Annotated in this window: 13 protein-coding genes; 4 read left to right on the top strand and 9 right to left on the bottom strand. The window is 66.8% G+C overall.

The features are described from left to right. Window positions 1-141: 141 nt before the first annotated feature. Both ACZ5R1_RS11515 and ACZ5R1_RS11510 read left to right on the top strand, forming a co-directional pair. Window positions 142-1,800: a nitrite/sulfite reductase gene (locus tag ACZ5R1_RS11515; RefSeq protein ID WP_027602240.1), complete on the top strand. Its 1,659-nt coding sequence runs from the start codon at window positions 142-144 to the stop codon at window positions 1,798-1,800. Next, window positions 1,784-2,284, top strand: a complete 501-nt coding sequence (locus ACZ5R1_RS11510; protein WP_197851644.1) for a DUF934 domain-containing protein — start codon at window positions 1,784-1,786, stop codon at window positions 2,282-2,284. The genes ACZ5R1_RS11515 and ACZ5R1_RS11510 overlap by 17 nt, the downstream gene beginning before the upstream one ends. 61 nt (window positions 2,285-2,345) lie before the next feature. On the opposite strand, the gene ACZ5R1_RS11505 is transcribed toward ACZ5R1_RS11510, so the two are convergent. Further along, the gene (locus tag ACZ5R1_RS11505) at window positions 2,346-3,338 is read right to left on the bottom strand and encodes a YhdH/YhfP family quinone oxidoreductase (protein ID WP_007158412.1); all 993 of its coding nucleotides are present in this window, start codon (window positions 3,336-3,338) and stop codon (window positions 2,346-2,348) included. Between the two features lie 50 nt (window positions 3,339-3,388). Next, entirely contained in the window at window positions 3,389-4,414 is a 1,026-nt protein-coding gene (sohB, locus tag ACZ5R1_RS11500; RefSeq protein WP_007158413.1) for a protease SohB, read from the bottom strand. Between the two features lie 258 nt (window positions 4,415-4,672). Between sohB and ACZ5R1_RS11495 the strand changes: the two genes are divergently transcribed. Beyond that, a complete protein-coding gene (locus ACZ5R1_RS11495; protein ID WP_007158414.1) occupies window positions 4,673-4,984 on the top strand; it encodes an SCP2 sterol-binding domain-containing protein in 312 nt (103 codons plus the stop codon). Between the two features lie 301 nt (window positions 4,985-5,285). On the opposite strand, the gene ACZ5R1_RS11490 is transcribed toward ACZ5R1_RS11495, so the two are convergent. From ACZ5R1_RS11490 to ACZ5R1_RS11460, 7 genes are all read right to left on the bottom strand, one after another. Continuing rightward, entirely contained in the window at window positions 5,286-6,767 is a 1,482-nt protein-coding gene (locus ACZ5R1_RS11490; protein ID WP_464713258.1) for an efflux transporter outer membrane subunit, read from the bottom strand. Then, a complete protein-coding gene (locus ACZ5R1_RS11485; protein WP_074582444.1) occupies window positions 6,764-9,874 on the bottom strand; it encodes an efflux RND transporter permease subunit in 3,111 nt (1,036 codons plus the stop codon). The genes ACZ5R1_RS11490 and ACZ5R1_RS11485 overlap by 4 nt, the downstream gene beginning before the upstream one ends. Before the next feature lies 1 nt (window position 9,875). Continuing rightward, the gene (locus ACZ5R1_RS11480; RefSeq protein WP_464713257.1) at window positions 9,876-13,007 is read right to left on the bottom strand and encodes a multidrug efflux RND transporter permease subunit; all 3,132 of its coding nucleotides are present in this window, start codon (window positions 13,005-13,007) and stop codon (window positions 9,876-9,878) included. Window positions 13,008-13,016: 9 nt separating this feature from the next. Continuing rightward, entirely contained in the window at window positions 13,017-14,252 is a 1,236-nt protein-coding gene (locus ACZ5R1_RS11475; protein WP_464713256.1) for an MdtA/MuxA family multidrug efflux RND transporter periplasmic adaptor subunit, read from the bottom strand. Window positions 14,253-14,411: 159 nt separating this feature from the next. Continuing rightward, window positions 14,412-14,912 carry a thiol peroxidase gene (gene tpx, locus ACZ5R1_RS11470; RefSeq protein WP_027599454.1) on the bottom strand — a complete coding sequence of 167 codons (501 nt, stop codon included), beginning with the start codon at window positions 14,910-14,912 and terminating at the stop codon, window positions 14,412-14,414. A gap of 79 nt (window positions 14,913-14,991) precedes the next feature. Beyond that, on the bottom strand, window positions 14,992-18,684 hold the full coding sequence (locus ACZ5R1_RS11465; RefSeq protein WP_464713255.1) for a translocation/assembly module TamB domain-containing protein: 3,693 nt from the start codon (window positions 18,682-18,684) through the stop codon (window positions 14,992-14,994). Further along, window positions 18,681-20,414: an autotransporter assembly complex protein TamA gene (locus ACZ5R1_RS11460; protein WP_464713254.1), complete on the bottom strand. Its 1,734-nt coding sequence runs from the start codon at window positions 20,412-20,414 to the stop codon at window positions 18,681-18,683. Before ACZ5R1_RS11460 ends, ACZ5R1_RS11465 begins: the two co-directional genes overlap by 4 nt. Before the next feature lie 121 nt (window positions 20,415-20,535). On the opposite strand from ACZ5R1_RS11460, the gene xthA reads away from it, so the two are divergent. Next, a complete protein-coding gene (gene xthA, locus ACZ5R1_RS11455) occupies window positions 20,536-21,348 on the top strand; it encodes an exodeoxyribonuclease III (RefSeq protein WP_284670625.1) in 813 nt (270 codons plus the stop codon). The last annotated feature ends 9 nt before the right edge of the window (window positions 21,349-21,357 follow it).

The raw sequence follows: 21,357 nt of genomic DNA, 5'->3' as shown, positions 1-21,357 counted from the left end.
TTTATATATAAAGAAACATCGCTTTTAAGCATATAGACCTGCTGCTATCGTGCACGGCCTAGAAAAGTCGCCAGAGCGCCCCCGGGTGCCCAAGACTTCGATCACGCGCAGCCGTGCGCGCCGCCTGACAGCAGGATGACCATGTACGTTTACGATCAGTACGATCAACGGATCGTCGAAGAACGTGTCGCCCAGTTTCGCGACCAGACCCGCCGCTTCCTGGCCGGAGAGCTGGGTGGCGAAGAATACCGCCCGCTGCGCCTGCAGAACGGCCTCTACATCCAGCGCTATGCGCCCATGCTGCGGGTCGCCGTGCCCTATGGCCTGCTGAACACCACCCAGGTGCGCAAGCTGGCGCAGATCGCCCGTGACTACGACAAGGGCTACGCCCACATCAGCACCCGGCAGAACTTCCAGTTCAACTGGCCGGAGCTGGAAGACGTCCCCGAGATCCTCGCCGAGCTGGCCACCGTGCAGATGCACGCCATCCAGACCAGCGGCAACTGCATCCGCAACACCACCACCGACCAGTTCGCCGGCGTCGCCCACGACGAGCTGATCGATCCGCGCCCCTGGTGCGAGATCATCCGCCAGTGGTCGACCTTCCACCCCGAATTCGCCTTCCTGCCGCGCAAGTTCAAGATCGCCGTCAACGGCGCCGCTCTGGATCGTGCCGCCATCGAGGTGCACGACATCGGCCTGGAAGCGGTGCGCAACGAGGCCGGCGAACTGGGCTTCCGCGTGCTGGTCGGCGGCGGCCAGGGCCGTACCCCCCACACCGGCGAATTCATCCGCGAATTCCTGCCCTGGCAGCACCTGCTCAGCTACCTGGAAGCCACCCTGCGGGTCTACAACCGCTACGGTCGCCGCGACAACAAGTTCAAGGCGCGCATCAAGATCCTGGTCAAGGCCCTGGGCGCCGAGGCCTTCGCCGAAAAGGTCGAGGCCGAATGGGCCCACCTCAAGGACGGTCCCATCACCCTGACCGACGCCGAGGTCGCGCGGGTCTCCGCCTTCTTCGTCGATCCGGCCTATGCCGAGCTGCAGGACCAGGATGAGGCCCTCGCCCGCCTGGACGCCGAGCACCCCGGCTTCGCCCGCTGGCGCCAGCGCAACACCTTCCGCCACAAGCGTCCGGGCTATGTCGCCGTGACCCTGTCGCTCAAGCCCACCGGCGTGGCCCCCGGCGACGTCACCGATCGCCAGCTGGACGCCATGGCCGACCTGGCCGATCGCTACAGCTTCGGCGAGCTGCGCACCTCCCACCAGCAGAACGTCATCTTCGCCGACGTGCGCCAGGACCAGTTGCTGGAGCTCTGGCACGCGCTGCGCGAGCATGGCTTCGCCACCCCCAACATCGGCCTGCTGACCGACATGATCTGCTGCCCGGGCGGTGATTTCTGCTCCCTGGCCAACGCCAAGTCGATCCCCATCGCCGAAGCCATCCAGCGCCGCTTCGACGACCTGGACTATCTGTTCGACATTGGCGAGCTGGACCTCAACATCTCCGGCTGCATGAACGCCTGCGGCCACCACCACGTCGGCCACATCGGCATCCTCGGCGTGGACAAGAAGGGCGAGGAGTTCTACCAGGTGTCCCTGGGCGGCGACGCCGGCCGCGACGCCACCCTGGCCAAGATCCTCGGCCCCTCCTTCGCCCAGGACCAGATGCCCGAGGTGATCGGCAAGCTGATCAACGTCTACGTCGAGCAACGCACCGAAGACGAGCGCTTCATCGACACCTACCGCCGTATCGGTATCGACCCCTTCAAGGAGCGCGTCTATGCAAAGAATCATTAAGGGCGACCAGCTGGTCACCGACAACTGGCACCTGCTGCCCAAGGACGTCGCCTTCGCAGACGTTCCCAACAGCGACGACGTGATCATCCCGGCCGCCCTGTGGCTGGAGCACGGCCATGCCCTCACCTGCCGCGACGGCAAACTGGGCATCTGGCTGGACAGCGACGAAGAGCCGGAAAGCATCGCCGGCGACCTTAAGCACTTTGCGCTGATCGCCATCAACTTCCCGGCCTTCGTCGACGGTCGCGGCTACTCCTACGCCCGGCTGCTGCGCGAGCGCTTCGGCTGGACTGGCGAGTTGCGCGCCATCGGCGATGTGCTGCAGGACCAGCTGTTCTTTCTCAAGCGCTGCGGCTTCGACGCCTATGTGGTCCGCGCCGACCGCGATCCAGAAGCGGCCCTGGCCGGTCTGCGCGACTTCAGCGTGACCTACCAGAGCGCGGTCGACCAACCGGAGCCGCTATTCCGCCGTCGCCAGGCCTGATCGCTGGCTTGGACGCAAAAAGAAACCCGCCATGGCGGGTTTCTTTTTACCTGGCCTTCGCTCAACCGAGATCGACCACCACCCGGCCCACCATCTTGCCGGCGAGGATCTGGCTGATGGTATCGGGCAGTTCCTCCAGGCCGACCTCGCGGGTCAGGCTGTCCAGGTCGTCGAGCTTCCACTGCACCGAGAGTTTGTCCCAGAGCGCGGCCTTGGCCATCAGCGGCAATTCGACGGAATCCACGCCTAGCAGATTCACCCCGCGCAGGATGAAGGGAAAGACCCCGGCTTCGAACTTGGTGCCCGCCGTCATGCCGCAGCAGGCCACGCTGCCGCCGTATTCCAGCGACTTGATGACGTTGAAGAGGATGTCGCCGCCGACGGTATCCACCGCTCCGGCCCACTGCTGATCCAGGAGCGGCTTGCCGACGCCATCGGCCAGGGTCGCACGGTCGAGGATCTGCCGGGCGCCCAGGCGATGCAGCCACTCCGCGCGCTCCAGCTTGGCGGTGGACGCCGCCACGTGATAGCCGAGCCGCGCCAGCAGCTTGACCGCCAGACTGCCCACGCCGCCACTGGCGCCGGTGACCAGCACGGTGCCAGCCTCCGGGGTCAGGCCCATCTGTTCCAGTTTCTCGACGCACAGCGCCGCGGTGAGACCCGCGGTACCCAGCACCATGGCCTCGCGCAGGCCGAGATTGTCCGGGCGCCGGATCACCCAGGCGGCCGGCACCCGGATGTACTGGCCGAAGCCGCCGGGGGTGTTCATGCCGAGGTCATAGCCGGTGACGAGGACTTCGTCGCCCACGGCGAATTCGCCCGCGCTGGACTGCTCCACCACGCCCGCCGCATCGATCCCCGGGGTATGGGGATAGCGCCGGGTCACGCCGCGGTTGCCGATGGCCGAGAGCGCGTCCTTGTAGTTGAGCGAGGAGTAGCGCACCCGGATCAGCACCTCGCCCGCGGGCAGGTCGTCCAGGGTGCGTGTCACCACTTCTTGCCGAAAAGCACCATGTGCCCCTTCGGTTACCCAGAGCGCCTGAAAATTGCTCATCGCAGAACCTCCGTTGGAGTCTTGTTATGGGGCCGCCCGTCCTATGGACCTCAGCGCCAGCGGGTCGACTCGCCCAGACGCTCCCACCAGGTGGTCACCAGACGATCGACACCGAGACTCGCCGCCATGCCCAGGCGTTCGGGCAGGGATTTCTTCTCGACGAAACGCAGCGAAAAGACCTCGACCACCTGGGCCCGTTCGGCCAGGTATTCGTCACTGGTACGCAGTTCGTCCACCAGTTGCTTGCCCAGCGCGGCCTGGCCCAGCCAGACCTCACCGGTGGCGACCTCGTCGATGTTGAGCTGCGGCCGGTAGTGGGCGACGAAGTTCTTGAACAGGACGTGGGTAGTGTCTAGGTCGTGCTGGAATTTCTCCTTGCCCTTCTCGTCGTTCTCGCCAAATACGGTGACGGTGCGCTTGTACTCACCGGCGGTGAAGACCTCGAAGTCCACGTCGTGCTTCTTCAGCAGGCGATGGACATTGGGCAACTGGGCGACCACGCCGATGGACCCGAGGATGGCGAAGGGCGCGCAGAGGATGCGATCGCCGATGCAGGCCATCATGTAGCCGCCGCTGGCGGCCACCTTGTCGACACAGATGGTCAGGGGGATCCCGGCCTGGCGGATGCGCGCCAGCTGGGAGGCGGCCAGGCCATAGCTGTGCACCAGGCCACCGCCGCTTTCCAGCCGTACCACCACCTCGTCCTTGGGCGTCGCCAGGGTCAGGACCGCGGTGATCTCGTTGCGCAGGTGTTCGTTGGCCGTGGCCTTGATGTCGCCATGGAAGTCGAGCACATAGACCCGCGATTTGCCGGTCTCGCTCTTGCGCTTGGTCTTCTCGGCCTTGGTCTCGCGTTTGCGCAGGGCCTTGAAGGCCTCCTTGCCCAGCACGCTCTGCTGCAACCTCAGCCGCAGATCGCGATAGAAGTCGTTGAGCTTCTGTACCTGCAGCTGGCCGGCCGAGCTGCGCCGGTTGCGGCCGCGAACGGCGGCGGTGAACAGCAGCACGGCGATGATGGCGACCACCACGGTGACGGTTTTGGCCAGGAAACTGGCATAGTCGGCAAGAAACTCCACGGACTCTCCTAGGATGGCGGCAGCAGTGCCCTGCCCAGCATACCGAGTCGCCCGACCGATAGAAACTCGGCGACTCCCGGGCGGTCTTTCTGCACAGGCCGCCGTGGGCCGTGATCCGGCCGGGCATGCGCCCGCGCCTTTCAAACAAGCGTATGAATATCCGTTGACAGGCCTCCTGTCGCCCCCTACCCTCGGTCGAGTGCCCTGCCCCTCCGCCTGGAGTGGGCCTCATCGAAAAAGACCACAAGGACCCTCGCCATGAGCGCAGCCGAAGCCATCGCCACCCTGAAGAGCAAGTTCGACCCCTCCGCCGCGGCCGGCCTGGACCTCACCTATCAATTCGACGTCGAGGGTGGTGACAACTACTACGTGGTCGTCAAGGACGGCACCTGCGACGTCCAGCAGGGCGACGCCGCCGACCCGGATTGCACCCTGATCATGGACCAGGCCACCCTGGCCGGCATCGTCAGCGGCGAGACCGACGGCATGCAGGCCTTCATGTCCGGCAAGCTGCGCGTCGAAGGCAACATGATGCTGAGCATGAAGCTGGGCGAACTCTTCCCCAACTAAGAGCCAGTCGTGAAAAAGCCGGGCCATCGCCCGGCTTTTTTGTGCCCGCCGTCAGGGCCGCTGGGGCGTGACGTTGCCCTCCCGTGCAGTAGCGTGGAAAACAGCGCAGCCTGTTCCACTGGGGACTTCGCGGCAAAGGGCCCCCTGACCCCAGCCCTCTCCCGCAGGGAGAGGGGGCTATCCACGCAAGCGTTCAGCTCCATCCACTCCGGCACGCCGGTGATCGGCCGTCGTGCCTCGACCGCTGGCGCGCCCGCAGCCTCGACAATCCCGAATCTGCGCGGCTTTTTCCTGCTCAGGATCAGGGCCGCCGTGGCGGTGCGGGCGGCGTGAGATTGCCATCCCAGCCACCGCCAAGCGCGGCGATCAGCTGGACGCTGGTGCTGAGGCGACTGCCGAGCAGGGTCAGGTTCGTGCGCTCGTTGCTCAGGGCGGTGGTCTGCAGGGTGACCACGTCGAGATAGCCGATCAGGCCGGCCTGGTACTGGTTCTCGGCCAGTTGCAGGGCGCGGCGCGCGGCATCCAGGGCCTCCTGGCGCACGCCGGCTTCGTCGCTGTAGGTACTCAACTGCACCAGATAGTCTTCCACCTCGCGGAAGCCCGCGAGCACGGTCTGGCGATAACCGGCGACGCTGGCGTCGTAGCTGGCCTCGGCGGACTCCACCTGGGCGCGTCTCAGGCCGCCATCGAACAGCGACAGGGCAAAGGACGGCCCGATCGACCAGAAGCGATTCGGCGTGCTGATCAGGTTGCCCCACTGGCTGGCGCTGTAGCCGCCGCTGGCACTCAGGGTCAGGTCGGGATAATAGGCGGCTTCGGCGACGCCGATGGCGGCATTGGCGGCCATGACCTGGCGCTCGGCCTGGGCGATGTCCGGACGACGTTCGAGCAGCGTCGAGGGCACGGCGCTCGGTAGCGGCGGCAACTCGGGAATCGTTTTGACCGCGGCCAGCTGGAAATTGGCCGGGACCTCGCCGACCAGCACCGCGATAGCGTTTTCCAGCTGGGCACGCTGATACCTGAGGTCGATGGCGTCGGCCTGGGTGCTCTTCAGCTGGGTGGTGGCCTGGGCCACATCCGCCGGGGTGACGATGCCGGCGCGGTACTGATTCTGGGTCAGGCGCAGCGATCGCTCGTAGGCGGCCACGGTGGCGTCGAGCAGTCGCTGCTGGGCGTCCAGTACGCGCAGTTGCAGGTAATTGGTCGCCAGTTGCGTCTGCAGGCTCAGGCGGGTGGCCGCGAGCTCCGCGGCGCTGGCCTGGGCAGAGGCCCGATCCGCCTCCACCTGGCGCCGGACGCGGCCCCAGAGATCCAGCTCCCAACTCACCCCCAGACTGGCGTCGTAGGCGTTGCTGATGGTGCTGGAGCCACCGCTGCTGACGGTGCTGCTGGTGCCATTGGAGTTGCGGATGACGGTGTTGCTGCCCGAACCACCCCCGCGCCCGGAGCGGGTGGCGCCCAGGCTGCTGGAGAGGGTCAGGAACAGCGACGCCCGCGCCTGGCTGACCAGCGCCAGGGATTGCCGATAGGTCGCCTCGGCCTGGGCCAGGCTCTGGTTGCGCTGGTTGAGCTGGACCATCAGACGGTCGAGGGTCGGATCGTCATAGCGCCGCCACCAGTCGCCACGGATCTCCAGGTCCTTGGGCGCCGCCGCCTGCCAGCCTTCGGCGTGGCGATAGGCGACCGGCACCGTGGTGGTCGGCCGCTGGTAGTCCGGGCCCAGGGTACAGCCGGCCAGCAGCAGAGCCAGGGTCAGCGTCGGCAGGCGCAGGGTTGGGGTCATAGCGGCGTATCCAGGGCAGCGTCGGTACGGATGCCGCGCCAGCGATTGACGCGGCGGCGCAGGCGTTCGAAATAGAGATAGACCACCGGGGTGGTGTAGAGCGTGAGGATCTGGCTCAGCACCAGTCCGCCGACGATCACCAGGCCCAGCGGCTGGCGCATTTCGGCGCCTTCGGTATCGCCGATCAGCAGCGGCACGGCGCCGAGAATGGCGGCCATGGTGGTCATGAGGATGGGCCTCAGGCGCAGCAGGCAGGCCTGGCGGATGCCTTCCTCGGGCGTCAGGCCCTGCTGGCGTTCCAGCTGCAGCGCCAGGTCCACCATCATGATGGCGTTCTTTTTCACCACCCCGATCAGCAGGAACAGCCCTAGCATGGAGATCAGGCTGAACTGGCCACCGGTGAGCTGGATGGCCAGCAAGGCCCCTACCCCGGCCGACGGCAGCGTCGAGAGGATGGTCAGGGGGTGGACATAGCTTTCGTAGAGCACGCCGAGCACGATGTAGACCAGCACCAGGGCGCCGAGGATCATCAGCGGCTGCCCGGACACGGTGCTGGCGAAGATGTTGGCGGAGCCGCCCAGGCGCCCCTGCACATCGCTGGGCAGACCGATGGCGGCCACGGCGCGCTGCACCGCCCGGGTCGCCTGTTCCAGGCTGACATCCGGCGCCAGGTCGAAGTTGATGCTTTCCGAGGCGAACTGGCCGTCGTGGGTGACGCGGTCCTCGGCGAGGCTGTTGGTGTAGTAGGCGAAGGCCGACAGCGGCACCTGGGCGCCGCTGGCGGTGATGACCCGCACCTGCTCGAGGACGGTCGGGTCCTGGGCATAGCGCGGATTGATCTCCATCACCACCTTGTACTGGTTGAGCGGCTCATAGATGGTCGAGATCTGCCGCTGGGCGAAGGAGTTGTTGAGTACCGCGGCCACGGTCTCCATGTCCACGCCGAGGCGCTTGGCCTTCTCGCGGTCGATCTGCAGGGTGATCTGCTGGGTGCTGCCTTCGCGACCGTCCACCGCGGTCAGCTCCGGCAGCGCCTTGAGCGCGGCCAGCACCTTGGGCTGCCAGGTTTCCAGCAGCCCGACGTCGCCGGAGAGCAGGTTGTACTCATAGGACGAGGTGCTCTGCTGGCGCCCGCCGAATCTCAGGTCCTGATCGGCCATGAGGAACAGCTGGGCGCCCGGCACCTTGGGCGCATTGGCGCGGATACGCTCGATGACCTTCTGGGCATCCAGCTGGCGCTCGGCGATGGGCTTGAGGCGAATCAGCATCACCGCGTTGTTCACCCCGCTGCCGGAGCCGGAGCTGCCGACGAAGCCGGAGGCACTGGCCACCGCCGGATCGGCCAGCAGCGACTTGCGCAGGATCTCGATCTTCGGCTGCATCACCTGGAACGACAGGGCGTTGTCGCCGCGGATGAAGCCGATCAGCTGGCCGGTGTCCTGCTGCGGCATGAAGGTCTTGGGCACCACCACATAGAGCGCCACGTTGAGCGCTATGGTGGCGAACAGACTGAGCAGGGTCAGGCGCCGATGGCGCAGCGCCCAGCCGAGGCTGCGGTCGTAACCCGCCACCAGGCGACGATGGGCGCGCTCGCTGAAGCGCTGCAGGCGGCTTTCGGTGGCCGGGTCATGAGGCCTGAGCCAGCGTGCGCAGAGCATGGGCGTCAGCGTCAGGGACACCACCAGCGACACCAGGATGGCCGCCGCCAGGGTCAGGGAGAATTCGCGGAACAGCTTCTCGACGATACCGCCGATGAAGAGGATGGCGACGAAGACCGCCACCAGGGAGACGTTCATCGACAGCAGGGTGAAGCCGACCTCGCGGGTACCCTGGTAGGCCGCCTTGAGCGGCGCCATGCCGTTGTCGATGTGGCGGGCGATGTTCTCCAGCACCACGATGGCATCGTCCACTACCAGCCCTGCCGCCAGGATCAAGGCCATCAGCGACAGGGTGTTGAGCGAAAAGCCCAGGATGTACATGACGGCGAATGTACCCACCAGCGAGATGGGTACCGCCAGGGCCGGGATCACCGCGCTGCGCAGCCGACCGAGGAACAGCCAGACCACGCCGATCACCAGGAAGACGGCGATGATCAGGGTCAGCTCGGCTTCATGCAGGGTCGCCTTGATCACCCCGGATCTGTCCATGGCCACTTCCAGGCGGGCGCTGGCCGGGACGATGGCTTCCAGCGCCGGCAGGCGCGCCTTGAGCGCGGCGATGGTCTCGATGATGTTGGCGTTGGCCTGGCGATTGACCACCAGCAGCACGGCGCTCTGGTCGTTGTAGAAGCCGGCGTTGTAGCGGTCTTCCACGGCGTCGCTGACCTTGGCGACATCGCGCAGGCGCAAGGCCGCGCCATCCTGGTAGCGGATGATCAGGGGCGCGTAGTCGGCCGCCTTGAACAGCTGGTCGTTGGCCTGGATCTGCCAGTTGTGCTCGTCATTGGCCACCGCGCCCTTGGGCCGGCGCTGGTTGGCGCTGTTGATGGCGGTGCGGACGTCATCCAGCGCCAGGCCATAGTGCTCCAGCTGCCGCGGCTCCAACTCGACGCGCACCGCTGGCAGGGAGCTGCCGCCGATCTGCACCTCGCCCACGCCGTTGACCTGGGACAGGCTCTGCGCCAGCACCGTGGACGCCAGGTCGTACAGCTCGCCCTTGCTCAGCGTCTTGGAAGTCAGGGAGAACACCATGATGGGTGCCTGGGACGGATTGACCTTGCGATAGCGCGGCATCTGGCGCATGCCGCTGGGCAAGAGGTTGCGCGAGGCGTTGATGGCCGCCTGCACCTCGCGGGCGGCAGTGTTGACGTCCTTGTCCAGGTCGAACTGGATGATGATCTGGGTCGAGCCCTGGCTGCTGCGGCTGGTCATGGAGCTGATGCCGGCGATGGTGCCCAGGGAACGCTCCAGCGGCGTGGCGACGCTGGAGGCCATCACCTGGGGACTGGCGCCGGACAGGGTCGCCGAGACCGTGATGGTGGGAAAGTCCATCTGCGGCAGGGGCGCCACCGGCAACAGCCGGAAGGCGATGGCGCCGAGCAGCAGCAGCGCCAGGCTCAGCAGCAGGGTCGCGACCGGCCGGGCGATAAAGGGCGCCGAGAGATTCACCTCAGGCCGTCCTGCGCCGACCCAGGCGCTCGCCCAGGCTGTCGAAGGCCAGGTAGATCACCGGGGTGGTGAACAACGTCAGCACCTGGCTGACCAGCAGGCCGCCGACCATCACCAGGCCCAGCGGCTGGCGCAACTCGGCGCCGGCGCCGGTGGCCAGCATCAGCGGCACCGCGCCGAACAGCGCGGCCAGGGTGGTCATGAGGATCGGCCGGAATCTCAGCAAGGCGGCCTGGTAGATGGCCTCTTCCGGCTTCAGCCCCTGGTGCCGTTCGGCGTCGAGGGCGAAGTCGATCATCATGATGGCGTTCTTCTTGACGATGCCGATCAGCAGGATGATGCCGATCACCGCGATCAGGCCGAGGTCGTTGCCGGTGAGCAGCAAGGCCAGCAGCGCGCCGATGGCCGCCGAGGGCAGCGTCGAGAGGATGGTCAGGGGATGGATGAAGCTCTCGTAGAGCACTCCCAGGACGATGTACATCACCACCACCGCCGCCAGGATCAGCAGCAGGGTACTGGACAGCGAGGCCTGGAAGGCTGCCGCCGCGCCCTGGTAGTGGGTGTTGATGCCCACCGGCAGGCCGATCTCCTGCTTGGCCGCATCAATGGCCGCCACGGCGGCGCCGAGGGAAACGCCGTTGGCCAGGTTGAACGACAGGGTCACCGCCGGGAACTGGCTCAGGTGGTTGATCACCAGCCGGGTCGGCCGCTGTTCCATCTTCACCAGGCTGGACAGCCGCACCGGCGCGCGACCGGTGTCCGTGGTGGTTTCGCTGGTGGTGGCCGTTCCGGTGCCGCTGCTGCCGCTGGACGAGGTACCACTGCCCGCCTTCACCCAGACCTGGCTGAGGGCGTCCGGACCCAGGCTGTCAGCGGCGGCGCTGGCCAGCACCACCCGATACTGGTTGGCCTGGGTGTAGATGGTCGAGATCTGCCGCTGACCGAGGGCGTCGTAGAGGGCGTCGGTGATGGCCGAGACCTGGACACCGAGGCGCGCCGCGGCGTCTCGGTCGATGGTCAGGTACAGCTGCAGGCCCTTGTTCTGCAGGTCGCTGGTGACATCCGTGACTTCCGGGCGTTGCTGCAGGGCCTGGGTCAGGCGCGGCACCCAGGTGTCGAGCAGACTGGCATCGGGCGAGTCCAGGCTGAGCTGGTACTGGGTCCGGCTGACCCGGTCCTCGACGCTGAGGTCCTGCACCGGCTGCATGTAGAGGGTGATGCCCACCACCTTGGCGACCTCGGGACGCAGGCGGTCGATCACCTCCTGCGCCGTCACGTCGCGCTCGCTCTGCGGCTTGAGGTTGATCTGCATGCGGCCGCTGTTGAGGGTGACGTTGTCGCCGTCGACGCCAATGTAGGAGGACAGGCTCGCCACCGCCGGGTCCTGCAGCACCACCTCGGCCAGCGCCTGCTGGCGCTCGCTCATGCCGCGGAAGGAGATGGACTGGGGCGCCTCGGTGATGCCCTGGATGGAGCCGGTGTCCTGGGCCGGAAAGAAGCCCTTGGGCACCAGCAGGTAGAGCACCGCGGTGAGCACGAAGGTCGCGACCGCCAGCAGCAGCATCAGCGCCCGGTTGGCCAGCGACCAGCGCAGCGCGCGACCGTAGCCGGCGATCAGCCGCTCCAGCCAGACCAGTCGATGTTCCGCGGCCTCCTCGCGCTTGAGCAGCCGGGCGCACATCATCGGCGTGAGCGTCAGGGAGATCACCAGGGAGATGAGGATGGCCACCGCCAGGGTGATGGCGAATTCGCGGAACAGCCGGCCGACCACGTCCTGCATGAACAGCAGCGGGATGAGCACCGCGATCAGCGAGACGGTCAGGGACACCAGGGTGAAGCCGATCTGGCGGGCACCCTTGAGCGCCGCTTCCAGGGGCGTGGCGCCCTCTTCCAGATGCCGGGAGATGTTTTCCAGCATGACGATGGCGTCGTCGACGACGAACCCGGTGGCGATGGTCAGGGCCATCAGCGACAGGTTGTTCAGCGAGAAGCCGGCCAGGTACATGGCGCCAAAGGTGCCGATCAGCGACAGCGGCACCGTGACCGAGGGGATCAGGGTGGCGCTGAAGCGGCGCAGGAAGACGAAGGTGACCATGACCACCAGCCCCACCGCCAGCAGCATCTCGTGCTGGACGTCGGTGACCGCCGCGCGGATGGTCTCGGTACGGTCGCTGAGCACGGCGATGTCGAGACCGGCCGGCAGGCTTTCCCTGAGGCTGGGCAAGAGCGCCTGGATGCGGTCGACGGTCTGGATGACGTTGGCGCCGGGCTGGCGCTGGACATTGACCAGGATGGCGCCACTGCGATTGGCCCAGGCGGCCAGGCGGTCGTTCTCCGCACCCTGGGCGATGGTGGCGACGTCACCCAGGCGCAGGGCGCCGTTGTCGGCGTAGTTGAGGATCAGGTCGCCGTAGGCCTTGGGGTCGCGCAACTGGTCGTTGGCGTCCAGGGTGGCGACCCGGGTGGGACCGTCGAAGCTGCCCTTGGGCTGGTTGGTGTTTTCGCTAGTGACCAGGCTGCGCACGTCGGCCAGGGTCAGGTTGTGGGCGGCGAGCTTGTCCGGATCGACCTGGATGCGCACGGCCGGGCGCTGGCCACCGGCCAGGCTGACCATCCCCACCCCGGTCACCTGGGCGAGCTTCTGCGCCATGCGGGTATCGACCAGGTCGTAGAGCGTGGGCAGCGGCAAGGTCCTGGAGCTGATCGCCAGGGTGACGATGGGCGTATCCGCTGGATTGACCTTGTTGTACACCGGCGGCGCCGGCAGGTCGTTGGGCAGCAGGTTGTTGGCCGCGTTGATCGCCGCCTGGACCTCCTGCTCGGCGACCGACAGGTCCAACTCGAGATTGAATCTAAGGGTAATGACCGAGGCCCCACCGGAGCTGGTGGAGGCCATCTGCGACAGGCCGGGCATCTGCCCGAACTGGCGCTCCAGCGGCGCGGTCACGGCGCTGGTCATGACGTCGGGACTGGCGCCCGGATAGAGGGTGAGCACGCGGATAGTGGGATAGTCCACCTGCGGCAGGGCCGCGACCGGCAGCAGGCGATAGGCCAGCAGACCGGCGATGAGCAGCGCCACCATCAGCAGGGTGGTGGCGACCGGGCGCAGGATGAAGGGGCGCGAGATATCCATCGCGGCCGGTCAGCCCTGCGTCTTGCCGGGCTTGCGTACCGCCGGCTTGGCTGGTTCGCTGGGCGCCGCCGAGGCCCCGGTGACCACTTCCACCTCGTTGCCCTCGCGCAGGCGATCGGTGCCTTCGGTCACCACCCGGTCACCGGCGGCCAGGCCCTCGGTGACCACGGTCAGGCTGCCGTCATCCGGCCCCAGCTTGAGGCTGCGCACCTGGATCTTGTTGTCGGCCCCGACCACGTAGGCGAAGGTGCCATTGGAGCCGAACTGGATGGAGGCCGAAGGCACCACAAGGGCCTGTTCCAGCACCTGCTCGCGCACGCGCACGGTCACGAACTGGTTGGGGAACAGCGCCTCGTCGCCGTTGGCGAAACGGGCGCGGAACTTGAGGGTGCCGGTGGCGGTGTCGATCTGGTTGTCGAAGCTCTGCAGGGTGCCGTCGGCGACCTTGTGGGAACCGCCGCGATCCCAGGCTTCGACCGGCAGGGTCTGGCCGGCGCGGGCACGCCTGAGCAATTCGCCCAGCTGGCTTTCCGGCAGGGTGAAGACCACCGAGATCGGCTGGGTCTGGGTGATCACGGCCACCACGGTGCTGTCGTTGGCGGACAGCAGGTTGCCGCCGTCCAGCTGGCGCAGGCCGACGCGCCCGGCGATGGGCGCCTTGATCTGGGTGAAGGCCAGATTCAGCTTGGCATCGGCCACCGCCGCCTGGCTGTTCTTGAGGGTGCCGCGGTACTGGTTGACCAGGGCTTCCTGGGTATCCAAGGTCTGCCTGGCGATGCTGTCCTCGCGGAACAGCCCCTGGTAGCGCTTGAGGTCCAGCTCGGCGTTGCGCAGCTGCGCCTGGTTCTGCTGCAGGGTGCCCTCGGCCTGCTGCAGGGCCACTTCATAGGGACGCGGATCTATGCTGGCCAGCAACTCGCCGGCCTTGACCTTCTGGCCCTCCTCGAAGGCCACCCGCACCAGTTCGCCAGCGACCCGGGTGCGCACATTGACGGTATTGAGCGCTGTCACGGTGCCGATGGACTTGCGCACGATGGGAAAGCTGCGCTGCTCAACCGCCACCACCCGTACCGGCGTGGGGCCGGTCATGCCGAAAGGCGAACGCGCGCCCTTGCCGCCAGCGGCCTCGTTCTTCTGGCCATGCTGGTGATACCAATACCAGCCGCCCGCAGCCACCAGCACCACGAGGACGAGCAGCCACACCAGTCGGCGACGGGAGGAAGAGCGAGGCGAAGAGTCGGACATCGGAAGATACGTACACGCTGGGAAAGGCGGAAGATAAGCAGTAGCGAGACGGCTAACCAGCCCCTTTACCGCGATTTTACCTAAAGCAAAACGGGCAGACACAAAAGGCGCCTGCCCGTTTCGAAGCGCCCACCGCGCAGAGCGGTGGGTTGGCGGCGATCAGCCGAGAACGGCGAGTGCGGCCGCGTAGTCCGGCTCCTGACCGATCTCGGGGACCAGCTCGCTGTGCAGCACCTTGTCCTGCTCGTCCAGCACCACCACGGCGCGGGCGGCCAGGCCTTGCAGCGGACCGCTGGCCAGGGCGACGCCGTAGTTCTGCAGGAATTCGGCACCGCGCAGGGTGGAGAGGTTCACCACCTTTTCCAGGCCTTCGGCGCCGCAGAAGCGCTTCTGGGCGAACGGCAGGTCGGCGGAAATGCACAGCACCACGGTGTTATCCAGCTTGTCGACTTCGCTGTTGAACTTGCGCACCGAGGTGGCGCAGGTCGGGGTATCGACGCTGGGGAAGATGTTGAGCACCTTGCGCTTGCCGGCGAGGCTGGCCAGGGTAATGTCCTGCAGATCGCCGTTGACCAGGCTGAACGCCGGGGCCTGCTGGCCGACCTGCGGCAGGTTGCCCTGCACCTCGACCGGGTTGCCACGCAAATTGACGGTTGCCATGAACTGCTCCTTTCTCATGAGACGGGACAGGGAGTAAACACGTTTTCCGCACCCGATCAAAGCGTTACGCGTCCTTGCGTCAAAAATCGCGGCGATAGAAGAAATCCAGGGAGTTGGCCAGACCGCTGGCGATCTCCAGATAGAGCCGGCGGGTGAGCTGGTAACGCAGGGCGACGGTGTTGGCGGAATCGAACACCCCTACCCCATAGCGCACCGACAGTCTGTCGGTGAGATTGCCCGAGGCCACCACGCTGGTCTTGTCCCCCGAACCGGCGGTATCCAGCTGGAAGTTCTGGATACCCAACCGTTGCGCCAGGGCGCCGGCAGTACCGGAGCTGCCGGCCAGGCCGAGGGCCAGTGCCGCCTGACCGAGCACGTTGTTGTCCCCTTCGCTGCCGCTGGAAAGCGGGCGTCCCAGCACCAGGTAGGCCAGCGCCTGCTCCTGGCTCATGCTCGGTTCGGAGAACACCTCGATGCGCGGCTGCTGGGCGAAACCCGAAAGCCGCAGGCCGGCGGTGACGTTCTGCTCCTGCACCACCCGCACGGCTTCCACATCGATATAGGGCTGGGCGATGGGCCCCTGGAAGAACAGCCGTGCGCGTCTCATGGTGAGGCGCTGACCATAGGCGTTGTAGCGACCGTTGCGCAGGTTCAACTCGCCGCGGGTGTCGAGGTTGTCGCCGATGTGCACCTTGCCGACGATTTCGGCGGACAGGCCGAAGGCATCGAAGGTGAGCTTGTCGGATCCGACCAGCACATCGACGTCCATGGCGATCTGCATCGCCGGCTGCTTGGCCGGAGCCTCCTGGCCGACGATGACGGCATCGTCCGACACCTTGACCGTGGATGGCGGCAGCTGCTGCACCTGGATGCGCCCGCGCGGCACCCGCACCTCGCCGGCCAGGGCCAGGCGGCCGTCCTTCATCAGGATCTTGAGATCGGGCACCACTTCCAGCTGCGCATAGGGCTCGACATTGACCGGCAGCTTGTCGCCGGTGACCGCCACATTGACGTCCAGGCCGTTGGCCCAGCCTACGCTGCCCCGGATCTGGCCGCGCCCCTGGGTGCCGCTGCGCCAGCCGCCGTCGAGCAGCGCGGTGTCGCCCTGGATGCGGGCGGTCAGGCCGAGGTCCTGCAGGCGCGTCGGCACGCTGCCGCCGCCGATGTCGCCCCCGCTGAGCTGGATCTGGCCGTTGACCCTCGGTTGCAGCAGGGTGCCACCCAGCTCGCCGGCACCGTTGATCTTGCCTTCGAGGTGTTCGATGCCTTCGACGAAGGCCTTGCCGAGGGCCAGATTCAGGCCCTGCAACTGGAAGCGACCGGCCAGCGCCTGGTTCGGATCGCGGGGATCCAGCCTCGCCTGGATGTCGAGTCGGCCAAGATCGGCACTGGTCAGGCGCACCTGGGTGTCCACCTGCTGCGGCTTCAGGGCGCTGGTGACGTCCAAGCTGTCGTAGCTGAAGGTCTGCCACTGGCCAGCGGCGTCGCGCAGCTTGAGGCTGCCACGACCGGCCTGGAGACGGATCTCGCCATCGGGTCCGGCCTTGGGCAGGCGCAGGTCGACGTCCCCATCGAGGGTGCCCTGCCAGGCCAGTTCCGGGGGCAGCAGCGGTTGCAGACTGGCGAGCGGGAAGGCGCGCAGGTGCCAGGCGAGACGGGTGTCGGGCAGCAGTTGCTGATCGTCGCCACAGAGGCTGGCCGCGCCGGACCGCCAGCAGTGCCGGCCCAGTTCCAGACGCCCGTTGGCCAGGCGCTCGATGCGCGCGGGGCTTTGCAGGGTCCAGTTCTGGCCACTGGCGGCAACCGAGCCGCGGGCCAGTTGGCCTTTCCAGTCACCGTTGTCGGCCAGGGTACCGCCGGCCGTGAGCGCCAGGTTGAGCTGTGGCCCCTTGAGCGACAGCTCGGCCTGCTGCTGGCGGCGATCGCCCTGCCCCTGCAGGCGCAGGACGCCGAAATCGCGCCCGGCCGCCTGCAGACCCTGGGCGGTCAGCTCCAGGTTGCCGCGCTGGCGATCATCTAGGGTCGCCGCCAGCGCCAGGCTGCTCATGCGGTTGTCGGCATAGGCGAGCTGGCGCCCGTCGAGGCGCAGCTGGCCAGCCGGCGCCTTGAGGGTGCCGGCCAGATCCAGGCGGCCCTGGGCGCTGCCGGACAGATCGGGCCAGAGCTGGCCGAGGCGTCGCAGATCCAGTTGCAGCTGGCCCTGCAGCCGTTGATCGAGGGCGCCCTGCCCCTGCATGCGATTGTCACCCAGGCGGATGTCCAGCTGCGAAACCTGCCACTGCTCGCCGGCGCCCTTGGCCTTGGCTGCCAGCACGGCCGGCTGGTTGCGCAGCCGACCCTTGAGATCCAGATCGGCGTCCAGCTGCAGGCGGCCATCCTTGAAGGCACCGGAACTGCGCAGCGGACCGGCCAGGCTGCCGGGCAGCTGGGCGACCCAGAAGGCCGGATCAAGGCGGCTCAGATCCAGGGCCACCTGCCAGCTCACGCCCTCGGCGAAGCCCAGGTTGACCTTGCCCTGCGCCCGCCCCTGGCCGGCCTGGAGATCCAGTGAGGGCAGATTGAGCTGGGTGGTATCGCCGCTGAAGGGGGTGGCCAGGGTGAAGGCGCCGGCCGGTCCGGTCGCCGCAGCCTTGAGATTGCCCAGGTAGGCACCATCCCTATAGGCCACCTCGCCCTGCAGACGCTGCAGACTTACCGGGGGCTCCGCCATGGGATACAGCCGGCGCCAGGGAAAGTCGCGCCAATCCAGTGTGGCGTCGGCGGCGAGCCCCTGCTGCCAGTCGATCTGGCCGGCCAGCGCCACACGCTGCTCGGGCGCGGCCTGGAGGCGCAAGGCCGAGATCCGCGCGCCCTTGGCATCGACGCGACCCTCCAGATTCAGGTCCACCGGACCGCCCTCGCCCGGCAGTTTCGCCTGGCCGACCAGGGCGTAGCCCGCAGCCAGATCGCCTCGCGCGGTCAGCTTGAGGTCGTTCAGCCGCAGGGTATCGGGCAGGCTGGCGGCCGCCTTGAAGCCATCGGCCACCAGTTGCAGATCGGCCGGGACGTTGTCCACCAGCGGCTGCACCGTGCCGGTCAGGCGGCCGGGCAGATAGCCGCTGCTGTCGGCCTCCAGCTGCAAGGTCTTCTGCAAGTCGCCGTTCAGCTTGAGCGCCAGCGACCAGGGCGCGGCCTCCGGCGCAGGCAGGCCGAGGGTGCCCTGCAACTGCAGCGGCCAGGCGCCGCTGGGCTGCAACCGGCCGTGGGTATCCAGGGTTATGCCGTGCGCCATGCCGGCCAGGCGCTCGATGGCTATCCCATCAGCCTGCCAGCGGGCCTGGAGCTCCAGGTCGCGGGCCTGTTCGGCGTCGTTGTAGCGGATCTCGCCGATCCGTACCTCACCCAGCTGCACCCCCAGCGGCAAGCCGAGGCTGGGCAACTGGATGGGCCCGCTCTTCTCCGGCGCCGGCTCGGGACTGGGCGCCTGCTCGATGGCGACGCGCGAGGCGACCAAGGTATCGATGCACAGCTGCAGCCTGAGCAGGCAGGCGGGTCGCCAGGCGAATTTGGGTGCCTCGACCGTTACCCGAGTGGCGCCCCCCTCCCAGACCAGCTGCCGGGCCTGCCAATGGCCACCCAGGCGCCCCTGGAAGTCGGTCAGGGTCAGACCCGGCACCCGTTCCAGCACCAGCCGGCTGACGCCGGCGTTGCCCAGCACCAGGGCGAGAAGGAGGATCAGAGCGCCCAGCAGGGCCGCCAGTACGCCGAGGATGACACCGCCTACCGACTTCACAGCTCAGGTCCTATGGAAAAGTGCAGGCGGATACCGCCGGGTTCGTCGAGACCGTGCGCCAGGTCGACGCGGATCGGGCCGACCGGCGAGACCCAGCGCACGCCCACGCCGACGCTGGTCTTGAGTTCGTAGTTGTTGAGGTCGTTGAAGGCGCTGCCCTGGTCGATGAAGGTGGCCAGCCGCCACTTGTCGCGCAGGGGATACTGGTATTCGACCCCACCGGCGACCAGGTAGCGACCGCCCACGTAGTCGCCTTCGTCGTTTTCCGGCGACAGGGTCTGGTAGTCGTAGCCGCGAACGCTCTGGTCACCGCCGGCGAAGAAGCGCAGCGATGGCGGGACCTTGTTGTAGCCATTGGTGAAGTTGCCGCCCAGTTGCAGGCGTCCGAGAAAGCGGTGCCCGTCGCCCACCGTGATCAGGCCACGGGCCAGCGCCGTGGTGTGGATCATGTTGGCATCCGAGAGCAACCCCTCCTTCGCCGCCGAGACGCCAAATTGCAGGCGATAGCCGCGATTGGGGTCGATGCGGTTGTCGCTGCGCAGCAGGGAGAAATCCACCCCAGGCATCACCAGGTTGGAGGTGCCCTCATCGTCGCCCAGCCGATAGCTTTCGTTGCGCCACTTGAGCGAGAGCACCCGCTCCCAGCCGTTGGGAAACTTGCGATGCCACTCGGGCCCCACGGTCAGCAACTGGCTGAGGGAGTCGTCGTTGGCGATCTGCTCGTACTGGTAGCCGCCGGCGAAGCGGAACTTGTCGTTGATCGGGTCCTGCCCGGGAATGTCGTACCAGGTGGCGATGCTCTGGCGTGGCGCCGACAACTCGGCCTCGGCGCCCAGGCTGTGGCCCTGGGGATTGAGCCAGTGATTTTCCCAGGTGAATCTCAGCCGCGGACCGACATCGGTGGAGTAGCCGGGGCCGAAACCGAAGGTGAGCGGCTTGCGCGTGCGCAGAGTAACCGTCACCGGCACCTCGGCGGCGCCATCCTGCTTGGGATAGGTATCGAGCCGCGCCCCATCGAAGAAGCCGCTGGCCAACAGATTGCTCTGGAAATCGGCGATCAGCTCGGAATCGTAGGGCGTCCCCTGGGCGAAGGGCACCATGCGCTGAAGCAGATCGGGATCGAAGGGCGCATCCCCTTCGAAGGACACCTTGCCGAGGACGAAACGCGGCCCGCTGTCGAACACCAGGGCGATGTCGGCAAATCCGGTGGCAGGGTCGATCCGGAGCTGGTGCTGGGTAAAGGTGCCGCGAAAGAAACCATACCGTTGCGCCTGATTCTGGATCAGGCTCTTGGCGTCTTCGTAGAGGCCCTGGTTCAGCGGCTGGCCCGCCTTGAGTCCGGCCGGTATCGGCTGGCGAAAGGCGCGCAACTCGCGCGCCGGCCCTTCGATACGGATATCCACGTTGCGCAGCCTGACCGGCTCGCCGGGGCGTACCTCGACCACCAGCCGTGGCGTCTCCCCCGGCTCGACGCGGGTCTCGATCTGCGCATGGTAGTAGCCGAGTGCCTGGGCTGCCTGCTCGGCCTGCCGCTCCGTCGCCGGGCGTAGGCGTTGCAACCCGGCGACATCGCGCCCTTCGACGGAGCCGATATAGGCCTGGATGTTGTCTCGCAAGGCGTTATTGGCAGGCTGGACGCGAACGCTGACTTCGGCGGGTGCCGCCCAGGCCACGCCGTGCAGACAACAAATTCCAATCAGGGCGCGGCGTAGAGCGTTCGGCTTATTCATACAGGGATGCTAACGGGCGTTGCGCTGTGAGACAAACGGGAGTGGCCAGGGTTCGCCCGCCTGCCGCTTCGGCGACAGGCTTTCTGCTAGGCTAGGGCCATCCACCTTTAGAGAGGGCGTCATGAAGGTAGTTTGCTTCAATATCAATGGCTTGCGCGCAAGACCTCATCAACTTTCTGCCATCATCGAACGCTATGAGCCGGATGTGATCGGACTGCAGGAAACCAAGGTCTCGGATGACCAGTTTCCCCGGGCCGAGGTCGAGGCCCTGGGTTATCACGTGCACTACCATGGCCAGAAGGGTCATTACGGCGTGGCCCTGCTGTCGCGCCTGGCGCCCCTGGAGTTGCACAAGGGCTTTCCCGGCGATGGCGAGGAGTCCCAGAAGAGATTCATTTATGGCGTCTTCGCCGACCGCCAGGGTCAGCCGCTGGTGGTCATGAACGGCTATTTTCCTCAAGGCGAGAACATCGCCCATCCGACAAAATTCCCTGGCAAGAGGAAGTTCTACGCGGATCTTCAGAATCTACTTGAAGAACGTTTTTCGCCGGACACGCCCTTGCTGCTGATGGGCGACTTCAATATCTCGTCCCAGGATCGTGATATCGGCATCGGCGCCGCCAATGCCAAGCGCTGGCTGCGTACCGGTGCCTGCAGCTTTCAACCGGAAGAACGCGAATGGATGCAGCGGCTGCTGGGCTGGGGCCTGCTCGACAGCTATCGCCAGCTGCATCCCGAAGTCGACGATCGCTTCAGCTGGTTCCCCTATCGCAGCCGCGGTTTCGAGGACGAACCCAAGCGCGGCCTGCGCATCGACACCATCCTCGCTTCGCGGGCCTTGCGCGAGCGCATCGTGTCCGCCGGGGTGGACTACGAGATCCGCGGCATGGAGAAACCCTCCGACCATGCGCCGATCTGGCTGGAATTGGCGTGAGCGGCTGTC

The organism is Pseudomonas sp. Pso3 (assembly GCF_055393275.1).
Note: the sequence above shows the minus strand (reverse complement) of the source record. Positions and strands in the feature narration are given on the sequence as shown.